Raw genomic sequence first — 21,316 nt, 5'->3', positions numbered from 1 at the left:
GTTATCATTAGATCTCTTGCCAAGTTATGCAAGAGATTTAGTATAGCTGATAATACGATATCTCATCAAAATGAAATAAATACGACCATTCAACTTTATTGAGTGTAACTAAAAATTATCGTCTCGATTTTCTCTTTTTAGCTTTTTTGTCCGTTTTCTTTTTTGAGTCGTTGTGCTTGCCCTTAGCTTTTTTGCCCGACCATTTTTTCAATAAGGAGGGCCCGGTTTTTTTCTTTGGCGCTTTCTTATGTTGCTTTTGGGGCTTTAAAGCCTGCTCGGAATGCTGCGTAGAAACAATGTACCATTTAGTCTCTTGCGAAATAAAATCAACGTTTTGCAAGACAACGGCCATGCGGTCGCCCGGAGAATATAACCCTCCTCTACGCGTTCCTCGCAGGCGCATCAATTCTTCCTCGTAAACAAAGTAATCTTCTTCTAAATCTGAAATGTGGATAAAGCCTTCCAAGAGAAGATCCAAGATTTCAAAATAAACGCCAAAGTTTTTAACACGTGTAATAATGGCATCATATTGTTTGTAGGGATCTTCTTGATGCATTTTTTGAAGCAAGCGCAGCTTCTTTAAAATGACGACGCTGTTTTCCGCTTTAGCGCTGATGCGTTCTTGCTCTGAACAGCGGCTGGCGATGTGCTGCAGGTATTCGAATTCATCCGATTCTCCAAATAGAATGCGGTGAACGACAAGATCGACATAGCGGCGGATTGGACTTGTGAAATGGCAATAATGCGTCAGGCTTAAGCCATAATGGCCAATATTTTCTGGCGAATAAGCGGCCAGGCGCATGCGTCTAATATAGCTGGAAGCAAGATAATTACTGTAAGACGTCTCGCCTGCTTCTTCAAATAATTTTTGCAGATCTCGCGTGGAAGGATTATCAGGCACGCGAAAGCCAAACGCAGCTGCTAGGAGACTAAAATCGCGCAGGTTCTCTTCCGCAGGTTCTTCGTGAACACGATAGGTTAGGTTCTTGCCGTGTTCGTAAAGGTGCAAAGCTACCATTTCATTGGCTTTGAGCATAAACTCTTCCACCATTTGGTGGGTAATATCATACGTAATATAATCGGTTCCATAAGGCGTGCCTTTTTCATCTACAAGGACGACAAGTTCCGGCAAGGCAAATTCAATGCTTCCTCTATCGTAGCGCCTTTGCTTAAGCAACCGGCAGACTTCGACCATCAAAGCAAGCGTCGCTGCATGAGGGCTCTCTTTTTTTCCATCCAGGACCTTTTTGGCTTCTTTGTATGTAAAGCGTTTAGCGCTTCGGATGACTGAGCGGACCATGCGATAGCTTAAGACTTGCCCTTTTTCATCTAGGTGCATTAAGACTGAAACTGTTAAACGATTGACATTTGGTTTTAAGCTGCAAAGATTTTCGGAAAGGGCTCCGGGAAGCATGGGAATGCACACACCTGGAAAGTAAGTGGAGTTGCATCTTTCCTGCGCTTCCGCATCGAGGGCCGTTCCCGGCTTGACGTAATGGGAAACATCGGCAATGTGGACGCCTAAATTGTAGGTGCCATCTTTATTTTTGGTTAGGCTTAACGCATCGTCAAAGTCTTTGGCTGTATCGGGATCAATGGTAAACGTGGTCAAATGGCGCAGGTCTTCTCTTGCTTGGATATCTGCACGCGAAACTTGTTTGCCTAGTTTTAAGGCCTCTTCAACGACGGCATGTGGAAAATCGCTCCGAAGCTCAAACTCTTCAATGGCGGCGGAAATATCGCAGGAAGGGTCTGATATATGGCCTAAAAAATGGGAAAAGCGGCAAAGGGTTTCTGTTTCCTTAGATCCCCAGTCGATGACTTCCATGACAATGCGGTCCCCCATGCGCAGGGGGTGCTCGTCTGTTGGTTGGACGACCACGCGCTGTTGGGCTCCTAGCAGGGGAACGTGGGCAATAAAAGATCCGTCCATGTCCACGTGATGAATGATACCAGCCATATGCGTGCGCGCACGCGACAAGATGGCAATGACTTTTCCTTCCGGGCCTTTATCCGATATCATTTCTTGATTGACGAGGACTTCAACAATGTCGCCATCAACGGCATTTTTGGTTAAGTGCTTGGGAATAAAAATATCTTGGTCATAGATGACTTTGCTTTCGAGCTGGACAAAACCAAAACCGCGGGGATGCATTTTTAGGACGCCGGTGACCACATCCGTGCGGGATTTTTTCCAAGAGAAGCGCTCGTTGCTTTCTTCTATTAAACCCAATTCAAGAAGCTTGGCCAGGACGTCTTTAAAAATAGTCTCATGTTGCGGAGGAAGAGAAAGGCGTTGCATGAGCTCTTGTTCGCTCAGAGGCATAAAGCTTTTGCCTCCCATGAACTGCTCTGTGATCTTTAATAAATTTTGAAATAATTTCTCTTCTTTGGCGCTTCTGACAGGAAGTTCCTTTTTTTTTGACTTTTTGCTATTTTTTACCATAGAATTAATAGAATCACCTTTCAGTACAATAAATGAATTAAGAATTGACTGTAACACAGCCCTTTAATCTTCGCTAGCTCTCTTTTATGCTTGTCGTCTGATAGGCTGGCAGATAAAATTTTGTGATTTCCTTCAAAAAGTGAAGAAATGTCTTGCGCATTCATTAGAATGATAAAAAAATTATCAGTTAACATAACGGAATAAAATGAAGTACGATCATCAGCAAATAGAAGCCAAGTGGCAAAAATTCTGGCTCGACAATAAAACCTTTAAAACGGAAAACAAGTCAGAGAAGCCTAAATATTATGTCCTTGATATGTTTCCTTATCCTTCAGGATCAGGGCTGCATGTCGGTCATGTCGAGGGCTATACGGCAACGGATATCTTAGCCCGATATATGCGAGCAAAAGGCTATAATGTTTTGCATCCGATGGGATGGGACAGCTTTGGTTTGCCTGCTGAACAGTACGCTATTCGCACAGGCACGCATCCGGCTCAATCGACTAAAGAGAACATTGACAATTTTCGTCGCCAGCTGCGTTCCTTAGGCTTTAGCTATGATTGGGACCGGGAAATTGCAACCAGCGACCCTTCTTATTATAAATGGACGCAATGGATTTTTACTAAGCTCTATGAAAAGGGGCTGGCCTATGAAGCTGAAATGCTTGTCAATTTTTGTCCCGCCCTGGGCACCGTTTTGGCAAATGAAGAGGTTGAAAATGGCAAAGCCAAGGAAGGCGGGCACCCTGTCGAACGCCGTCCTTTGCGTCAATGGATTTTAAAAATTACGGCCTATGCGGATCGCCTTATTCAAGACTTGGACTTGGTTGATTGGCCCGAAAGCTTGAAGAAGCTTCAAATTAATTGGATCGGCAAAAGCGAAGGCGCCCATGTGTATTTTATGGAGCCGACCACTAAAGAAATATTGACTGTTTTTACAACCCGCCCAGACACTCTATTCGGTGCGACTTATATGGTGCTGGCTCCCGAACATCCGTTGGTGCCCCGCATCACGACTCCGGAGCAGCGGGAGGCTGTGGAAGAGTATCAGAGGCAAGTGGCAAGCAAGAGCGATTTAGATCGAACGGAGCTTAATCGAGAGAAAACTGGGGTTTTTACAGGGGGCTATGCAATTAATCCCGTCAATGGCAAATCCGTTCCTATTTGGATTTCCGATTATGTGTTAATGACGGTTGGGACCGGAGCTATTATGGCTGTTCCTGCCCACGATGAGCGCGACTTTGAATTTGCCCAGGTGTTCCAGCTTCCCATTGTTCCCGTTTATGATCCGAAAGAAGAAGAGGAGATAGTTCGTCAAGACGTGTTGAATGGAAAAAAATGCTGGCCAGGGACAGGCATAGCAATCAACAGCGAACATGGCGACTTGTCTTTAAATGGCTTAACTGTGGAAGAGGCAAAAAGGGCCGTTATTGAATGGCTAGATCTCAATAAAAAGGGAAAGGCCGCAACAACTTATAAGCTTCGCGATTGGCTGTTTTCCCGCCAGCGCTATTGGGGAGAACCCTTCCCCCTTTTAAAATTTGAAGATGGAAGCATCCGTTTGCTGGGAGAAGATGAATTGCCGCTTTGTCCTCCCGAGCTTTCCGACTATAAACCAAGCGGCGATGGGCAAAGTCCGCTTGCCAAAGTCAAAGAGTGGGTAGAAATTACCGATCCCAAAACCGGCAAGAAGGTATTCCGCGAAACGAATATTATGCCTCAATGGGCAGGCTCTTGCTGGTATTATCTGCGCTTTTGCGATCCTCACAATGACCAGCAAGCATGGAACGCCGATGTAGAAAAATATTGGTTGCCCGTCGATATGTATGTAGGGGGAGTCGAGCATGCAGTTCTTCACTTGCTGTATGCGCGATTCTGGCACAAAGTTCTGTACGATTGCGGTTATGTCCATACATTGGAGCCTTTCCAAACTCTTCGCAACCAAGGCTTAATTGTCGCCCGTTCTTATCAAAATAGCTCTCGAGCGTACATAGATCCAAACGATGTGCAGGAAAGAGAGGGCAAATTCTTTGATGTCCGCACCGGAGAAGAGCTGACAAGCCAAATTGAGAAAATGTCTAAATCAAAACTCAATGGCGTTACGCCGGATGAAATTATTCAGGAATATGGAGCGGATGCCCTGCGCTTATATGAAATGTTTATGGGGCCCTTAGAAAAAGAGAAAATTTGGAATACCGATGCCGTCTCTGGATGCAGACGTTTCCTCAACCGTTTCTATGATATGGCCTTCTCGGAAAAGGTATCCAATGAGGTGTCGGAAGAGGCGTTAAGGATGGGCCACCGGCTTGTTCATGGAGTGAAAAAAGATATTGAATCGCTCCAGTTCAATACGGCCATTGCTAAAATGATGGAATTCATGAATGAATTTACCAAGCTGCCGCTTTATCCCCGCATTGTCGTTCGCATGGCTACACAAGCGCTAGCGCCGTTTGCCCCGCATTTAGCAGAGGAGGTTTGGCAGCAGCTTGGTTATGAAGATTCGCTTGCTTATGCCCTTTTTCCAGAAATAGAGGAAAAATATTTGCAAGATGAAGTGATTACCTATGTCGTTCAAATCAATGGAAAGTTGCGCGGCCGTTTCGAATTGCCAAAAGATCAAACGCAAGAGACAGTTTTAGAGGCAGCTCGCCAGCATCCTCATATTAAGCAATTCATCGAAGGAAAAGAGATCAACAAAGTCATCTTTGTTCCGAATAAATTGCTTAACATTGTTTTAGCGTCTTAGGAAATTAGATTTTCTTAATGAAAAATTGAGTGTCTGTCGTAGCCATGCAGCCGGCATGGCTACGACAGAATAGAAAGCAAGTTGAAATAAGCCGATTTGTTATTCCTTTAAGCGGACCTTCCCATAGGGAAAAAGAACTCGAATTCAGGTCATTAGCGGTTTTAATCCACTTTTAGAAAGAGTGGACAGTCTCTTGGTATTTAAGATTTAGGTGGAAATCAACCAAATAACGGGCTGCTCATTCTTGTATTTCTTAAGCATTTTGATAAAGCCTTATAAATTCACTTTTTTCCGAAAAAGAAGCTAAATCTTTAAGATTTAACCAGAAACAAGTAGAAGGAGTAATCAAATTCCTGGGAGACTCAAATGTTTGATGTTGTCGTGCTAATTCATTTTTTATTTCTTGGACTAACTCTTGCCTGTCTTCCCTTTGCATTAATGTATGCATACAAAAGGAAGCCTGATTATTGGCAAAAACTTGTACCCACCCCTGTTCTCGAGGAGAGCAGCTTCCAAAGTATAATGTAAATTTTTTTAAATCTTCTTTTGACAGAACCTTTCCCTCAAAAATATTTAAATTTTGAAGTTGATCTGAAGAAAGTGAAAATTTTTCCTCAGCGTCCTTGGCTATGGTTGAAATAAAAGCATAAAAAGAGAACCAAACCTCAGGCGAATAATCTTTTGCATTTAATCTAATTAGTTCATTATTAATTTTTTCATATAAGGTTCTACTAGCCTCGTTAAGCTGACCCTCCTGAGTTGTCTCTCCTGTTTGGGCAGCTCGCTGTTCATCCGTCGATGAATGCGTGAGAATTTGAGAGCTCAATTGAGACGTTCTTTCTGTTGAATGATTTTCAGTTGGGGCATAAACCTTAAAGTATCTTTTACCTGTAAAAGACACTGTCCATTCTTCTCTTACCTGGTCAAATAAAAGTCCAAGTCCAAAAGAAAATATAGTTTTAACAAATGCTTGAACTCCAACCCAAATGCGATGCGCAATAGAATAATCTTTTTCTCTTATTCCTAATAATTGATAAAGCCTTCCGTCAGGTCCTCTTATCGATTGTTCGGCCCTTGCAGGATGCATGCAATAATGAGCCGGTAAATTAGCCGAATCTATAAATATATTTCTCATTTTTTTTCTACAATAACAGTTATTTATAAAATAATTATATATTTTTATATTTATTAATACTACTTTTTTTGTTTTATTAATAATTTACATGAAATAAAAAACTATAATCTATTGCGTTGGAATAAATTCCTTAAAAGGTTTTCTTGCGAGCTAACAAGAGCATAAAGAGAGGGATCTCTTCTCGGCTGCGATTTTCCATTTTTGCCGCCTTGCCCTCGCTCACCTTATTAGAGCACCACTCTTCAATGAGTTCCACTGAGAAGCCTGCTTCATGCAGCCATCGGCTATAGGCGGACAAGGGATGGTGGAAGGACCACGTTTGAGGGGAAGTTTTGCCTTTTCCCGGATGAGTCTGAATGGGAATTTTCATTGAAGACATATAGCGATCAATTCGTCTGTATTGGATTTTATTGTTGGAATCAACCTGCCAAGAAGATTGGCGGGGAATACGGAAACAGGGGTGATTGAGAACAATCGCAAAAGATGCGTTTGGCTGCAAGTGATCATAAGCATTCTTAAAGACCTTTAAAGGATCTTCGATGTTTTGCAAAGCTAAAATAATGGCGGCATGGGTAAAGTCTTTTTTAGACGTGGGAAGGGGAAGGGTCGCATCGCCTGTCAGAAATTGATGGGATTTTTGCTTGCTGTACTGGCGGGCCGAAGCAATCAATTGAGGAGAAATATCGACGCCGACATAAGAAACAGAAGAAGGAAGATGGCGACTAAGCACCCCTTGGCCGCAAGCCAAATCAAGCAGAGAGGCAGGCTGATTATCCTTAAAATGAAATGATTTTAATAAGTTGGGAATGATCAAGGTTTGATGGTAGTAGTGTCCTTGTTCGCCAACCGTTTGATCATACCATTGGCCGCTGGATTCCCAGGAAGTAGATGTGTGCTTTGTCATAAGCTGTCCTAAATTTAAATGCTATAACTATCTCATATTCAATTATTTTTTGTCGAGTTATAGATGAGGATAAGGAGGTTTGCCTATTTTGTTAAGATTAGATTAAGAATTGACTAATTTAAAAAGAGTTGCTATCATGCAAAAAAATATATTATAAGGAGCGTTAAATGGCAGCGATAGGAGGATTAATGGTTGAAAGATATCCAATTCAAGGCGATATGGGATTTCTTCAAGAACTTGACCATTTAACAGCAGAAATTGAAAATTTCCAAAAAAAAATCCAGCATCCAAGAAACGATATTTCTAAAAAAGATGTTAACGATCTTTTGCAGGCCCTTAAAAAGTATAATGAGAGCGTAAATGCTGATTCTTTAGAAGAAAGAAAATTGGCGCAATCGCAAAATGTAGAAATTAATGCACGCATTGAGCATGCTCTTGATGCAATTTTATCCTTTAAAAAAACCAAGGCTGAGGATGTAGCTAAAAAAGATGTGGATCAAATGATTATTAGTTTATTTGCCACCTTGGGAAAGGAAGTGGATAAGTTTAAGCAAAACGTAGAAAATTTAAAGACAAAGTGGAAAATAGTGACGAGTAAAGTGCAAGGATCGCAAAAAAGTAAAGAATTCTAATTTCACTGAGAGGAAAAAGGATGATTATTGAATCTGTTTTCGAATATCAGCAGCCTATTCCCTCTAAATATACGTGTAGTGGAGAAAATATTTCTCCTCCTCTTAAATTTCTACAAATTCCGCAGCATGCCCAAAGCTTAGTTCTCATCGTCGATGATCCGGATGCCCCTCATGGAGTATTTGATCATTGGATCATTTGGAATATTTCGCCTCATGTAACTCAGCTTTCCGAAGGGGCTCCAGAACTCAAACGTTTAAGCCCGCATCCCATTGAAGCGAAGAATGGATTCGGTAAGAAAGGGTATGGTGGGCCTTGTCCGCCTCCCGGCAAGCCCCATCGTTACTTTTTTAAGCTTTATGCTTTAGATGTTCCGCTTGCTCTTTCTGAAGCGTCCAGTAAGAAAGACGTTGAGCAGGCAATGAAAGGACATGTCATTGAGCAAGCGGAGCTAATGGGGACATATCAACGCTAAGTGATGGATCAAAACGCTATGCTTTCCCACCAACATCTTTTTCTTATTTTAGGCGCATTGCTGGGCTTTCTTGCTGTGGCTGCCGGGGCTTTTGGCTCGCATCTTTTGAAGGCTAGATTATCTCCAGATTTCCTAACTATTTTTGAAGTGGCAGCTCGCTATCAAATGTATCATGCGTTGGCTTTGGTCGGATTGGCTGCTTGCCTAGGTTTTTTCTCTTCGTCTTGGCTAGTAGCGGCTGGCTGGTTATTTTTTTTCGGAACGCTTATTTTCTCTGGCAGTCTTTATATCCTCGTTTTTTCCGGGATAAAAGCTTGGGGGGCAATAACGCCTATTGGCGGCACGCTCTTATTGTTGGGGTGGGCAGGTATCATTATCGGGGGATTTCTGGCAAAAAGTTTGCTTTAAAAAAGACATCCTCTTAATCATTTACTTATTGCTATAGACTTCGCTCTTATCTTATAATTTTTCTCTCTTATTATTTCTTCTTAAATTTAGGTTATTTACATGCAGTCAAAAGGCGTCATCCTTAAACCCGGCAAAGACAAAGCTATCCGCCATCGCCATCATTGGATTTTTTCCGGAGCCGTTCAATCTTTTCCTTCTTTTAAAGAGGGAGATTTTTTGCCCGTTTATGCTTCCGATGGGCAGTTTCTAGGCAGCGGCTATTTTAATCGGCAGTCCGGTATTGTGGGAAGAATGGTCGCTTTCGATCAAACGCCTCCCTTGCAAAAGATAGAGCAGCATTTGTTATCTGCTTGGGAGCTGAGAAAAAATTGGTTTGATCTCAATGTGACAAATGCCTTTCGGTTGATCAATGGAGAAGGCGACGGGTTGCCCGGACTGATCATTGATGTGTATGATCAAGTCTTTGTCATTCAATGTTCTACAAAAGGCATGGATAAGTTAAAGCCTTGGCTGGTTGAGACATTGAACAAGCATTTCCATCCTAAAACCATTTATGAAAAATCCTTGCTACCTTCGCGCAAAGAAGAAGGCTTAAAGGATGAGCAAGGGTTCTTAGCCGGAGAAGAAAAAGAAGAGGTGAGTTTTAAAGAGAATGGACTAATTTTTACAACCAACCTGGCCCATTCGCAAAAAACGGGTTTCTTTCTTGATCACCGTGAAATGCGCCAATGGATCGGAACGTTGGCAAAAGGCAAAAGCGTCCTCAATGCTTTCTCTTATACCGGAGGGTTTAGCGTCTATGCCTTAGCAGGGGAAGCCCAGTTGGTGGATTCCGTTGATATTTCCCAAGAGGCTATCGAAACTGCTAAGCGGCATGCTACGTTGAATCAATTGGATAAGCAAAGCCAGCATTATTACTGCGCCGATGTTTTCGCTTTTTTACGCGAACATTCCTTGGATTACGATCTCGTTATTTTGGATCCCCCGGCATTCGCTAAAAGGCAAAAAGATATTGTAGCCGCCTGTAGAGGGTATAAAGACATTAATCGTTTGGCGATGCAGAAAATGCCTGCCCGCTCGTTGCTTCTTACATGCTCCTGCTCGCATTATGTTAACGAAGATTTATTTCAAAAAGTGCTTTTTCAGGCAGCTTGGGAGGCAAAGCGGTTCGTGCGCATCATTGGACGCCACCGCCTGGCGATTGATCATCCGATTAATCTTTATCATCCCGAAAGCCATTACCTGAAAAGCTTTCTGCTTTATATCGAGTAAGGTTCATAATCGGCCCTCACGCAATCTCCAAGTGAAGCGACCGAAAGTAATTTAAAGGAAGGGGCTTTTTGCAAAGTCGGAATGGAGTTTAAGAATAGAGGAAGGCCATTTGAGCCCAATAAAATAGGCCCCATATATAAAACTAGGCGATTGAGTAGCTTGGCTTCGATCAAAGCGCTTTGCAAAGTCGATCCTCCTTCGACAAGAGCTTGCAGAATTCCCTTTTTTCCCAATATTTTCCAGGCGTCTGTTAAATTGATTCTTCCCTTTTGTTCGGATAAGCGCATCACTTCTGCCCCGGCCCTTTCCCACTCTTCCCGCCTTCTCATAGGCGCTTGTTCGGTCGTCATGACGAGGGTAGGGGCTAAGCTGCAATCGAAAAGGGGGCCTTCAGCGGGCGTTTTCCCCTTTGCATCTAAAAGAACCCGCAAAGGCTGGCGTGGAAGCGAAAGAGAGGGGAGGCGGACGGTTAGCTGAGGCTTGTCCTTCAGCGCTGTTCCGCTGCCGATAATAATGGCTTGGGAATGCGCGCGCTGCAAATGAGCGTCTTGTCGGGCTTCGAGGGAGGTTATCCATTGGGACGTCCCATCCGCAGCCGCTGTGCGGCCATCGAGACTCATGGCTGCTTTGATCACAGTATAGGGCAAACCGGTTCGGCGATGGTGAAGATAAGATGATAGCGCCGCTCTGGCTTCTTGCTCGCAAATGCCTGTCAATACGTGGATGCCAGCTTTCCGCAAGCATTCAATGCCTGCCCCGCTGACACGCGAATCGGGATCTTGCTGGGCAATATAGACCTCTTTAATGCCTGCTTGAATAATTGCGTTCACGCAAGGAGGCGTTCGTCCAAAATGCGAGCAAGGCTCTAAAGTCGCATAAAGCGCTGCCCCGCGTGCTTGTTCCTTGGCTTCCAAAAGAGCCTTCACTTCGGCATGCGCTTGGCCTGGCGGTTGCGTATAGCCTCTTCCAATAATTTGATTCCCTTTAACGATGACGCATCCTACCCAAGGATTGGGAGGGGCATGAAAGCGTGCTTGCTCAGCTAAAGCCAGCGCCTGTTGCATAAAATAAACGTGCATATCAAAAAAAACGACTTCTTTTGCTATTAAATTAGCTAATATATAGAGAAAATAATAATAATATCAAATATTATTAACTAATTTTCAAGAAGATATAGAATATAAAAGAAAACAGATAAGAATGGCTATCAGAGCGCAAATACACGAAGAAAGAGAGAGGAATGAGAAGCGAACGTCCCTGAACCTTCTAAATCATTAATCCTTCTTCGTGTATTGGCGGCCTGATAGAAAAATCCCAGCGGAGGGAGCAAAGAGAATGAAATGTCGTGCGGTGATAATTAATTGGATTATATAATATGGGTATTATTAAATCAATAGTAAAGTGATAATTAATTAATTGTTTGTTTTTTAAATTTGTTTGTAGGTTTTTAAGAGTTTTAAAGCTTTTAATGATTTGTATTTGAAATTATTTTCTCTCTATCAGGAAAAGAAATCGAATCTAGGTTTTTAGCGGTTTTAATCTTCCCTTTCCAGGCTTGATTTAGATTTTTCCTTTATTTATGCTATTCCCTTTAGGTTATAACTTCTTCTAGAGAGAAAATAATCTCAAATATGGCTATTATGAATTTAAGACATCCTCTAAATCCCTCAAACCTTAAAGAAAATTATGTTAGAAAGTGCACGACCTTTTAATGCTCCGCATAGTAGTCCGCAAACCTCTCTCGTTTTGGTTCTCCTCGGTCCGCCTGGATCGGGCAAGGGAACTCAAGCTAAGCGTTTAGCGCAAGATTATCAAATTCCCCATATTTCTACTGGCGATTTATTCCGGGAGAATATGACGCTTGGAACGCCGATTGGGTTGCGAGCTAAAAGTTTTATTCAATCCGGTCAATTGGTCCCAGATGAGATTGTTTTAGATATGCTATTTGATCGGATAGCTAGGCCAGATTGCATGCGTGGGTATTTACTGGATGGATTTCCGCGTACTGTTTCGCAAGCTAATCAGCTTGCGGTTCATCGCAATGTGAAAGTGCCTTTTTTTGTTCTATGTTTAGACGTACCGGATGAAGTCATTATTAAGCGGGCAGAAGGACGGCTAGTCTGCAAGCAATGCGGGGTCATTTATAACCGGGATATATCGCCGCCCGTTCATGCCGGTATTTGTGATAAATGCGGTGGAGAAGTCTATAGGCGGGCTGACGATGCACCAGAAGTGGTGATGGAAAGATTGAAAGTCTACCATCAGCAAACTCAACCGTTGATTCAATATTATGATGAACAGGGCTTATTAACCTCTTTTGACGGAAACCAGCCTCCCGATGTTGTGCATGCTGAATTAAAAAGATTTATCGATGATGCTGTCAGGCTGTAAGGCTTTCTAGTGAAAAGAATCAATCCGGATTAATCATATTGAACAGTGAAGAATCCGGATTGATTCTAATCCTCACCCTCTTTGCCAGCTCTGAGGCTTATTCTTTTAGCTTGATTGTAAACCTTATTGCGGTTGCTAAAAAAATAACGGCAGAGATTAAAGAGCAAAGAAAAAGGGAGGTTGAAATGAGCCCTTTCTATGACTAATGTCCTGGCTTGTCCGCGTCCTTTAATAAATGGCGGTGCTTGGCAATATAGTCTTCGAGCATCGGTTTGGAAAAAATTTGCGCCTTTTTTAAAGCTCCTACAGTGCCTATTTCAAGTTTATTTAATTGCTGTTGAACGAAATCAAAGAGAGCTTGGCGATGCTTAAGCCTGTCTTGATCGGAATGCTTATCAGGCTCTAATTCTAGCTGAGCGGGTGTATAAGTCTCGGATAGCAGGCCTAAATTCCAATAGTCTTCCAAATACCAAATGGAGAATTTTGCCAACCCTTCAAGGGCGGAGTCTTCATCGTCTAAAGAGTCCTCTTTTGGCTGCCCCCAAGCAGCGCTGAAAACTGTACCGAGAGTGTTTTCTAAAATGGAATAAAGCCCGGTAGAATAAGGATAGGCAGGATGTCCGATTTGCTGCTGGATTAAATAGTTGAACTTTTCTTTAAGACGGCTCAAGCGATCAATCAAGTCTATCCGATTGGTATTCCACGTAATGGCTAAAGCCTTATTAAGAGCTCTTAGCCTTGTTTCGCAGGATTGCTTGATTTCTTCTATTTGTTTTTTTATCTGATTTAATTCTTGGTAAGTCAGGGTTTCAACTTGGACGCGTTCAATCTCTTTTTGCAAGCTATTCAAAGCCTTTGCTAGTTCCTCCATCACCCTTTCCGAATCATGCTCAAACACGATGAGTTGATGTTGAAGGGGTTCTGAAATACTTTCTTGTTTAAGAACAGGCAAATATTCATCCGAAAGCTCATCGAGTGTCTCCAGAAAAATCGTAGGGGGAAGGCCGACCAGCAAAGGGGAAAGTTTATGTTGCTCGGACGGATGATGAAAGTAATGGACGAGCAGCATTAAAAATTGTTGAAGCGAGAGCCCTCTTCCAAGCGCTTCCAATTGAGAGGGGGATGCAAGGATGTTCACAAGTTTGACTAATCTTTCAAAGGCATCTGAGCGTTCGCTTGTTTGCAAAATAGCTGCACAGGATAGGAGTTGATGAGGGGACAGATTTGATAAAGCGGCTTCATTGCGATCTTGAGGCTGCCGATCGTCAAATAATAAGGCATATAGCGCATCTGGAGAATAGATCTGAAAATTCATAATATTCATTTTGGTCATTCATTTTAAGGGATATCTTTACTGAAGCTTTTTTAACAAATTAGAATAAAAAAAACCTATGCAATTTTACGCCGTCTTGTTAAAAATGATGCCTTTGAATCTGATTTTTAGAGTCTGTCGTCGAATTTGGCGACATTTTCTTAGAGAATATTTTAAAATCGGCATAAATAGTAGCTCCCTTCTAAAATTATGAATGCGTCTTCCGATTATACAAATCTATATTCCCGTGCTTATACCCATCCCGGCCTATGTGATATTTATAAAATTGAAACCATTGATTTATCAACAATCCGACGCTTGAATATAACAGAATCTGTTGGCCCTGCTGTCAAAAATCCCTCTTCTCCCTTAAAACCTCATCACGATTGTTGGAAAGAGCCCGACCAACTGGCCTTTAATTTTTTAGGACAGCCGTCAAAAGCCCAATCTTGGGTTTTAGATGAGCCTATCCAATTGTTGGAATTGCCTCCACAAGCAGAAAAAGCGCTAGGCGAGCAGGATAAGTGTAAGCTAAGAGATTTGATGAATCTAAGGCAGCAGGACTATATTTTTTTGAAAGGATTGGGTCAAGGACATATAGATGAGGTTAAAAGCAAGCTGGAAAATTATTTAAATTCTCACTACTGGAATGAGTCTTCTAAAATCAATGTTCTATCATTGCTCCGTGTTTTGCTTGGCGCTCTAAATCGCAAGGCTGTTTACCTATTGATGGATCAATTTGGGCTAGCGGAATTCTTTCCCTTATCTACGGCAGAGACCCTAGAAATAAGACACTTGCCTAAAGAAACGCAGGCAAAGATGATTTCCCAAATCCAACAAGAGTTGAATTCTCCTCTTTCAAAGACATTTGCGCAGGAGGCTTTGACAGAAATTGCGGAAGCGTTAATTAAACCTTGGATGAAAAAAAGAGAGGGTTTAGCAACAAGCACGGAATTAAACGAGAAATTAACGCGCCTTTGTGCCGGAGAAGAAACCTGGATAAATAAAATTTTCTTGTTTTTAAGTCATGTTTATCTAGGCAATAAAAGCTTTTTTGATGCTTGCTTGGTTGAAGCGGCGCCTCAATTATATTGTATAAGTAAAGAACAAGCCTATCATTATCGCCAGGTTGTTGAAAAAGCCGATAGCTATTTTTATCACCCTTCCATCACCTATTCTTTAGAAGAACTCGCCTACTATTTATACCGGGAATTTGCCTTAAAGTGGGATGAAAAGCCCTTGAGTTTTATTTATCGAGTTTTAGAGAAAAGCCCTTCTTTTTCCGTTTTTCAAAAAAACGTTGAGCTTAGGATCCGACTTTACTAATTTTCAAAAGAACAAGAAGGGCGAACGCAAGGGAATAGGCAGAAATTCGGCATCTTTAATAAAAATTTATAAAAGCTTTAACTGATAAAAGTGATTGATAGTTACTTTAACGTCATCTAAATTTAGATCAGGAAAAATCCCTTTCATTGTTTATTGATTTTAGATGTTATTAAATCTTTAAAGTTGAAAGAAAAATTATAAACGTTTATTGACTTTTATTTGTTAGTATGAAAAAATTTTATCTGGTTTAAAAATAAAGTATTAATAATTAAGGGATATGTATGATTGACACTTCTATTAGACCTATCGGGCTGGGATCTGACTTTACACCTCCTGTGAGGGAATCACTTATTTCATCCAAATCCCTGCTAGTTCTTTTTTTGAATGCGATAACGCTCAATTTTTACGTGCCATTAGAGATCCGTTCAAAAGAAAATCAAATTCAAAAGCTTGGATTAAATCAACAACATCTTCAGAGGAAGGCAAGCAAGCTTATTAAAAAATTAGAGGGGTTGGAAGCTGAGCTAGATGAGATTCGAGAGCGTTGTCCTTCTCAGTCGCCAGCCGATACGTCCGCTTTATTTGCACAAGTCAAGGGAGAATTGGAAGCCTTAAAAGGCAAAAGCAATATCCTAAGGACCTCTTATATTTATGCCAATAAAGAAGTGGCTAACACAGTAACGACTATTGCTTTAAATTGTCTAAGCTTTGTTGCGCATTTTTTTGCCAATCTTATCACGTTAGGTCTTTACGGGGTTTATTTAAATCATCATCGCAAGCATCAGATCGATCTCTTGAATGCAGAAAACAATTATATTGAAAGTGTCATTAACCGCGAATTGAGAGATAAAAGAGTTGAACGGTTTCAGAGCCAAATTCAGACTATTCAAGCCAGCTTAGACAATCAAATTGAGATAAAAGAAATTCAACAGACGGATCCTGTGCAGGCTCGCCAAGAGATTGAAGGAATGCAAGTAAGAGCTCAAGAGATTGATCGGCAGCTTCGAGAATTAACGGTGGAGTATTCTGCCGTAAGAATTCAAAAAATAGCTGTAGAAGAGCAAAAAAATGGCTTGAATAGGCAATTTAATCGCCTCAATAATGAATTAGAGGGATGTAGGAGAGAGAATCAAAACATTCAGCATGAGATTACGACTCAAAGGTCTGAAGTACAAAAACTGCAAGCGGAATGTGCGGCTTTACAGCGCGATATAGAATTTGCTAAAGAGGCAAAAGAACAGGCGACTCAGCTTGGAAAACAAGTAAGCGCTTTGCAGAATATTCAAAAGAGGCTTCCGCATCTTCAGCGCTTGCAATCCAAATTAGGTCCTATCCCTTCTAAGTATACCAAACAAAAAGATGACGATATTATTGCGGGTGCCTATGGGATTGATACTCCAAAAGTATCGGCGGATCACAGAGTAGAAATAGTAGGGATAGTAAAGGAAAAAATCAGGCAAGAGCGTGAACTGATTGGAGATAAAGGGCCTATTATACAGGACGAAGATTATTTTAAACGTATCGAGAAAGAGTTGGAAGTTTTCTGGAGTCCTTATGCCCAACGTGTCAATAAAAAGAAAACGGCGGCCGACTTACTAATTGCCGAGTTTGATTATGCTTTCGATGAACTCTGCAGACTGGGTAGCGAGCCGGAGCATGAGCGTCTGATTTGCTTTAACAACAGCAGCGCGATTTTCCAAGACAAACAATTTAAGCCTAATCAAGATGCAATCTATCGCTTTATGGCTTTAGATTTAATTAAAGAAGCCGAACTCTATCAGGACAACTGCCATTATCCCGCCTTAAAGCTAAATGATCAAAAAGTTTTAATGGCTCCCTCTAATCCGGAGCGCGTGCAAGGCTATCGCACTGATTCAAAATCCGGCCCGAAGGTGCCTGAAGTCTTTATTGCTTTTAAGCATGTGGATGAATTTACCCCTGAAGTAGGCGACCGTGAATTGCCTTTTGGTATCGACCCTACAGGGGCCAAATGGGCCTATAACCGCTTGACCCAAGAAGAAAGAGAGCATCTCTTCCGCTTGCTGATGGAACCGCTTATTCCGGACGATCATGCAAAGATGCTGGAAACCCAGGAATTTATGAAGCAGTCCAATAATGAAAGGGTCGAGCTTGTGCGCACAGCCTATGAGCTGATTTTTGATATTGGAACGGTTATTCGAAAAAGGTTTGCCGACAAGGGGCTCTTCGCTGACCAATTTGAAGCAAAAGCCACCGATACAAGCTATGTTAACAGTCTTGGCATGAACAGCTCCATCACCCCTCTTAAAAAAGATAGGCAAGGTATCGAATTCCCCATGCAAGAAGAAGGGATTGAGCCGGCTATTATTATAAAGCCTTGGGAATTTGATAGCACTGCCTTGGCCGCTGGAGGAGATGATTTTTCCCTCGATTTTATCACTTCATTTAGCGCTTACGATGCTATCTTTGACAAGATGTCTGAAAGCTTGGTTGTTTATCCCATCCGTATAGAAGAGACGACTGCGTGGGATAATCCTGTTCGAAGAAAGAATGAATATAGCAGGTTGGGATCTTCTTACATTAGAAGAATCAACAAATATGGGATTGAGCATCAATATCATCTCTCCCATGAACTCTTTGACAACCATGGAAGCTTATTCTCCAACCTATTGGCCATTTTGATGAGCGTAAAGAATATTGATGGTTCGCGTGTAGATAGCCTTAAGCTGGTATTAGCGAAATACCTAGATAAGCCGGAAAATGCGGATGCATTTAAAGATGAGATAGAAGAAGCTCACGGAATGACTGTTCCTGAATATCAAAATTGGTTAAGGGGAGAGACTTTCGGAAGGATTAGAAACCTTAATAGCCGGTTTATCATTAGATTAGCAGCAGAAGTTTTTGGCATTCGTATTGGAGTCTTTTATCCGGGCAGTTCAACTAAGCTTAATGAATATGGATTAATGGTTCCTGCGGAAGAGCAATATTATTACGGACCGAATACAAAACATGCGCTTTATCTTTATCAAGAGTCAGATTCCAAATATTATGGGGTATTTCCCATTTTAAAGAAAAATGTATTGCCCGAGCCTCATGACAGTGCTGTTCGCACGGTAAGAAACTATTGGGAATCGAGAATTCGACCATCTGACATTTAAGGTATAAATAAAAGAACAAGAATGAAGGGTGCAGGCTAAGTAATAAAAAACTCTTTGTTCACAAGCATACATATTAATAAGAGTCTTGGATAACGGATTAGCAAAGGAATATTATGATTGAATTTTCACGTCCCATCAGTATCAGAGAAGATTTTGTTCCTTCTCCTAAAGAACCGACTCCCTTTCTTCAATCTGTTTCTTCAGCTGTATTTAATCTTTGTACGATGGGAGTCGTCTTTGCCTTCCGGAAATTTTATCACGAACGCACGATTAAAGAACTGCAGCTTAAGCAGCAGGAATTACAAGGAACGGCTGCCGGCTTTTTAAAGAAATGGGAGCAGATAGAGACAGAATTAACGACTATCAGAGAAGAAGTAGAATCAGAGGAACCGGCCAACTTAAGCAATAAGTTAAATGCTCTACGAGAAAAGGCCCAAGTCATTCATTTTACACCTGATGATACGCTTCCTCGTTCGACGGGTGAGGTTCATAATGTCGCTCAGATTGCCCTGTTATTTTTAGGGGAATTAGTGAAAAATATTCTGACATTGGGAATGTACGGTGTTCATCAAGAGTATAACCTCCGTACCCGTATCCAGCGTTTAACAGATGAAAACCACTATATTGAATCGAAAATTGAGCAAGAAGTCATAGCTAACCGCTATCAGCGCTTTGAAAAACAGATTCTCGAAATTAATAAAAAATTCGAGATTAAGCAGAATTTATCAATGGCAAGAGAAACAGCGGCGGGACAAGCTTATTTAGAAAAGCAGTCAACCAAAGAGCGGTTACAAAGCCTGGAAAAAGAGCATAGACAAGTTGAGATGCACCTAACCGCTTTAAAGGCTCAGACATTGCAATTAGAGCGAGCGAAAGAAACCCTTGAAAGGGGAATTCAGCAAAAAAGCGGTGAAAGGGATAACTTGAGACAAGAAAATGCCGAGCTTCGCCATGCTTTGGCTAATCATAATTCTCAAAGGGAATTAGCCGAATTAAAGAATAGGTACAGAGAATTAAAAAATGCCTTGAAGCGGGCTGAAGATGAACAAAATGTTGAGAGGGTTCGTTCTTTAGAAATACAGCTTTTGGGTCTTGAGCAGCAGATCAACACCCCTTCTGATCGTTTGCAATTGAAGTTAGGCCCCATTCCATCGAAATACAGTAAAACAGAGGAGGATGGACCGATTGCAGGAGCTGTTGGGATAAATACGGCAGATTTAGCGGAATGGAGTCCGTATGCCCAGCGTGTCAATAATAAGAAAACGGCGGCCGACTTACTAAAAGCCGAGCTTGATTATGCTTTAGATGAGCTTTGCAGACTGGGTAGCGAACCGGAGCATGAGCGTCTGATCTACTTTAACAAGAGCAACGCGATTATACAAGGGCAAGAATTTGAGCCTAATCTACAGGCCGTCTATCGCTTTATGGCCTTAGATCTAATTAAAGAAGCAGAGCTCTGTCCGATCGATAGCCATTCATACGCCTTAAAGCTGAATAATCAAGGAATTTTAGTGGCGCCCACTAATCCCGAGCGTGTGCAAAGCTGCCGCATCAATATAGAAACGGGCGAGCGCATACCTGAATTATCTATCATGTTTAAGCATGTGGATGAATTTACCCCCGAAGTGGGCAATGTCGATATACCTTTAGGTATCGATCCTACAGGGGCCAAATGGGCCTATAACCGCTTGACCCAAGAAGAAAGAGAGCATCTCTTCCACTTGCTGATGGAACCCCTTATTCCGGACGAGCATGCAAAGATGATAGAAACTCAGGAGTTTATGAAGCAGTCCAATAATGAAAGGGTCGAGCTTGTGCGCACAGCCTACGAGCTGATTTTTGATATTGGAGTGGCGATTGAGAAAAGATTTTCTATAAAAGGCATTTTCGAAAGGCAGCTGCAAACAAAGCTCAATGATGAGAGTTACATAGACGCCCTCAGCGGATTGTTAGAGGAAGGAATGCCTATCATTAGCCCTTTAAAAAAGACGCCGAAAACGCAAGAAATTCCAGCAGACTGCAACGACAAACCACCGGAGGAGCCGATTGTTCCTTGGCAGCCTAATATGGGTTTATTTGGAGCTGGGCAAAATTCCTTGATAAGCCAATTCATGGGTCCTGGGGGATTCGTTCAAGCGTTTGAAACGGCTAAAGCCAGATATCAGAAGCTATATGCCAATCTTTCTAAAGAAGCTATTGGAAATACGAATAATATTCTTTATTCTTCCAATATAGCTGATACAACCGAACACTCTATTTCCATTCAAGGACTTAGCAATCAATACTATTCTCGTCATGAGTTGATAGATGGACATGGGTGTTTACTGTCCAATGTGCTAGCTTTGATCATGGATCAAAATAATCATTTAACAAGTGCTCATGTGCAACAACTCAAAAATGCAATGGCCGCTTGTTTGGATAACGCAGACATGGTCTCTCGGTTTGGAGATATGATTCTAGCCAATCATAATATCACTGTTACCAATTATCAAAATTGGCTAAGAGGGCAGAGAAATGTTTCGCTTAATATCTATAATTTAGGCGACGTGGAATTGAATATCCTGGCATGGGGCGTCTTGGGCGTGAGAATTGCAGTCTTCTATCCTGGCACGCGAACTAAATTAGATGAAAATGGCTTGACAATACCTGCCGATCCTCAATATTGCTATGGGCCGAATACAAAGGAAACCTTATTCCTCTACAATATTCCGGGGCATACTTATTATAGTTTATGGCCTAAGGTGAAAAAGGATAAATTAACTGGGGAAGTAAAAGAGGCCTATACGCAAATGGAAGCTTATGCAAGTAATGGAAGTGCTTTCTAGAAAATTGAGCCTTAGCTGAACGTTCATTTCTTTTCTTAGAAATATAGATGGCAATGCCACTAAGCTGGCTTGCCATCTATAAATTATTTTTATTAACCTTTCATTTCCCTTTCTTATCTTCTAGAAGACTACCGAATTGCTCATTCTCTATTAACCTGAGTTTGGAGCTTAATTCTTCGACTTGCTGGCATTCTCTATCTTTCAATCAGTGATAAATTTGTAAAGCGCTAGACTGCAAATGACATTTTCTTTATGTAAATAAAAAATTTAAAAAAGATGATATAAATTTTTTGCGGAATATGAACGTTC

At 41.6% G+C, this 21,316-nt stretch carries 14 protein-coding genes; 9 read left to right on the top strand and 5 right to left on the bottom strand.

Annotated elements, in window-relative coordinates; all coding sequences use genetic code 11:
* Nucleotides 1-115: 115 nt before the first annotated feature.
* Nucleotides 116-2,446, bottom strand: coding sequence for a ribonuclease R (rnr, locus tag BN3769_RS00395; RefSeq protein WP_068466442.1), 2,331 nt, complete (start codon nucleotides 2,444-2,446; stop codon nucleotides 116-118).
* A gap of 205 nt (nucleotides 2,447-2,651) precedes the next feature.
* Here rnr and leuS point away from each other — a divergent pair, with 205 nt between their 5' ends.
* A complete protein-coding gene (gene leuS, locus BN3769_RS00390) occupies nucleotides 2,652-5,192 on the top strand; it encodes a leucine--tRNA ligase (RefSeq protein ID WP_068466440.1) in 2,541 nt (846 codons plus the stop codon).
* Between the two features lie 253 nt (nucleotides 5,193-5,445).
* Here leuS and BN3769_RS00385 read toward each other — a convergent pair whose 3' ends face one another.
* Both BN3769_RS00385 and BN3769_RS00380 read right to left on the bottom strand, forming a co-directional pair.
* Nucleotides 5,446-6,327 carry a hypothetical protein gene (locus tag BN3769_RS00385; protein ID WP_068466439.1) on the bottom strand — a complete coding sequence of 294 codons (882 nt, stop codon included), beginning with the start codon at nucleotides 6,325-6,327 and terminating at the stop codon, nucleotides 5,446-5,448.
* 130 nt (nucleotides 6,328-6,457) lie between these two features.
* Nucleotides 6,458-7,231, bottom strand: coding sequence for a class I SAM-dependent DNA methyltransferase (locus tag BN3769_RS00380; RefSeq protein WP_068466437.1), 774 nt, complete (start codon nucleotides 7,229-7,231; stop codon nucleotides 6,458-6,460).
* Nucleotides 7,232-7,398: 167 nt separating this feature from the next.
* Between BN3769_RS00380 and BN3769_RS00375 the strand changes: the two genes are divergently transcribed.
* From BN3769_RS00375 to BN3769_RS00360, 4 genes are all read left to right on the top strand, one after another.
* Nucleotides 7,399-7,863 carry a YceG family protein gene (locus BN3769_RS00375; RefSeq protein ID WP_068466434.1) on the top strand — a complete coding sequence of 155 codons (465 nt, stop codon included), beginning with the start codon at nucleotides 7,399-7,401 and terminating at the stop codon, nucleotides 7,861-7,863.
* Between the two features lie 20 nt (nucleotides 7,864-7,883).
* Nucleotides 7,884-8,336: a YbhB/YbcL family Raf kinase inhibitor-like protein gene (locus tag BN3769_RS00370; protein ID WP_068466432.1), complete on the top strand. Its 453-nt coding sequence runs from the start codon at nucleotides 7,884-7,886 to the stop codon at nucleotides 8,334-8,336.
* Between the two features lie 3 nt (nucleotides 8,337-8,339).
* A complete protein-coding gene (locus BN3769_RS00365; RefSeq protein WP_228840580.1) occupies nucleotides 8,340-8,744 on the top strand; it encodes a DUF423 domain-containing protein in 405 nt (134 codons plus the stop codon).
* A gap of 99 nt (nucleotides 8,745-8,843) precedes the next feature.
* Complete coding sequence (locus BN3769_RS00360) at nucleotides 8,844-10,016, top strand: class I SAM-dependent rRNA methyltransferase (protein ID WP_068466428.1); 1,173 nt, start codon at nucleotides 8,844-8,846, stop codon at nucleotides 10,014-10,016.
* Here the strand turns inward: BN3769_RS00360 and ribD are convergent.
* Complete coding sequence (gene ribD, locus BN3769_RS00355; RefSeq protein ID WP_228840573.1) at nucleotides 10,004-11,095, bottom strand: bifunctional diaminohydroxyphosphoribosylaminopyrimidine deaminase/5-amino-6-(5-phosphoribosylamino)uracil reductase RibD; 1,092 nt, start codon at nucleotides 11,093-11,095, stop codon at nucleotides 10,004-10,006. The genes BN3769_RS00360 and ribD overlap by 13 nt on opposite strands.
* 607 nt (nucleotides 11,096-11,702) lie before the next feature.
* Between ribD and BN3769_RS00350 the strand changes: the two genes are divergently transcribed.
* The gene (locus BN3769_RS00350; protein ID WP_068466424.1) at nucleotides 11,703-12,407 is read left to right on the top strand and encodes an adenylate kinase; all 705 of its coding nucleotides are present in this window, start codon (nucleotides 11,703-11,705) and stop codon (nucleotides 12,405-12,407) included.
* A gap of 202 nt (nucleotides 12,408-12,609) precedes the next feature.
* On the opposite strand, the gene BN3769_RS00345 is transcribed toward BN3769_RS00350, so the two are convergent.
* A complete protein-coding gene (locus BN3769_RS00345) occupies nucleotides 12,610-13,731 on the bottom strand; it encodes a hypothetical protein (RefSeq protein WP_154017756.1) in 1,122 nt (373 codons plus the stop codon).
* Nucleotides 13,732-13,929: 198 nt separating this feature from the next.
* Here BN3769_RS00345 and BN3769_RS00340 point away from each other — a divergent pair, with 198 nt between their 5' ends.
* The 3 genes from BN3769_RS00340 (at nucleotide 13,930) to BN3769_RS00330 (ending at nucleotide 21,007) form a co-directional block, all read left to right on the top strand.
* Nucleotides 13,930-15,045, top strand: coding sequence for a DNA-directed RNA polymerase subunit alpha C-terminal domain-containing protein (locus BN3769_RS00340; protein ID WP_068466420.1), 1,116 nt, complete (start codon nucleotides 13,930-13,932; stop codon nucleotides 15,043-15,045).
* 281 nt (nucleotides 15,046-15,326) lie between these two features.
* A complete protein-coding gene (locus BN3769_RS00335) occupies nucleotides 15,327-18,182 on the top strand; it encodes a hypothetical protein (protein WP_068466418.1) in 2,856 nt (951 codons plus the stop codon).
* 113 nt (nucleotides 18,183-18,295) lie between these two features.
* Nucleotides 18,296-21,007, top strand: coding sequence for a coiled-coil domain-containing protein (locus BN3769_RS00330; protein ID WP_068466416.1), 2,712 nt, complete (start codon nucleotides 18,296-18,298; stop codon nucleotides 21,005-21,007).
* Nucleotides 21,008-21,316 lie beyond the last annotated feature (309 nt).

This window comes from Candidatus Protochlamydia phocaeensis, assembly GCF_001545115.1.
In the GTDB taxonomy this organism is placed as follows: Bacteria; Chlamydiota; Chlamydiia; order Chlamydiales; family Parachlamydiaceae; genus Protochlamydia_A; species Protochlamydia_A phocaeensis.
The sequence above is the reverse complement of the archived record's forward strand: the minus strand, read 5'-3'. Positions and strand labels throughout refer to the sequence as shown.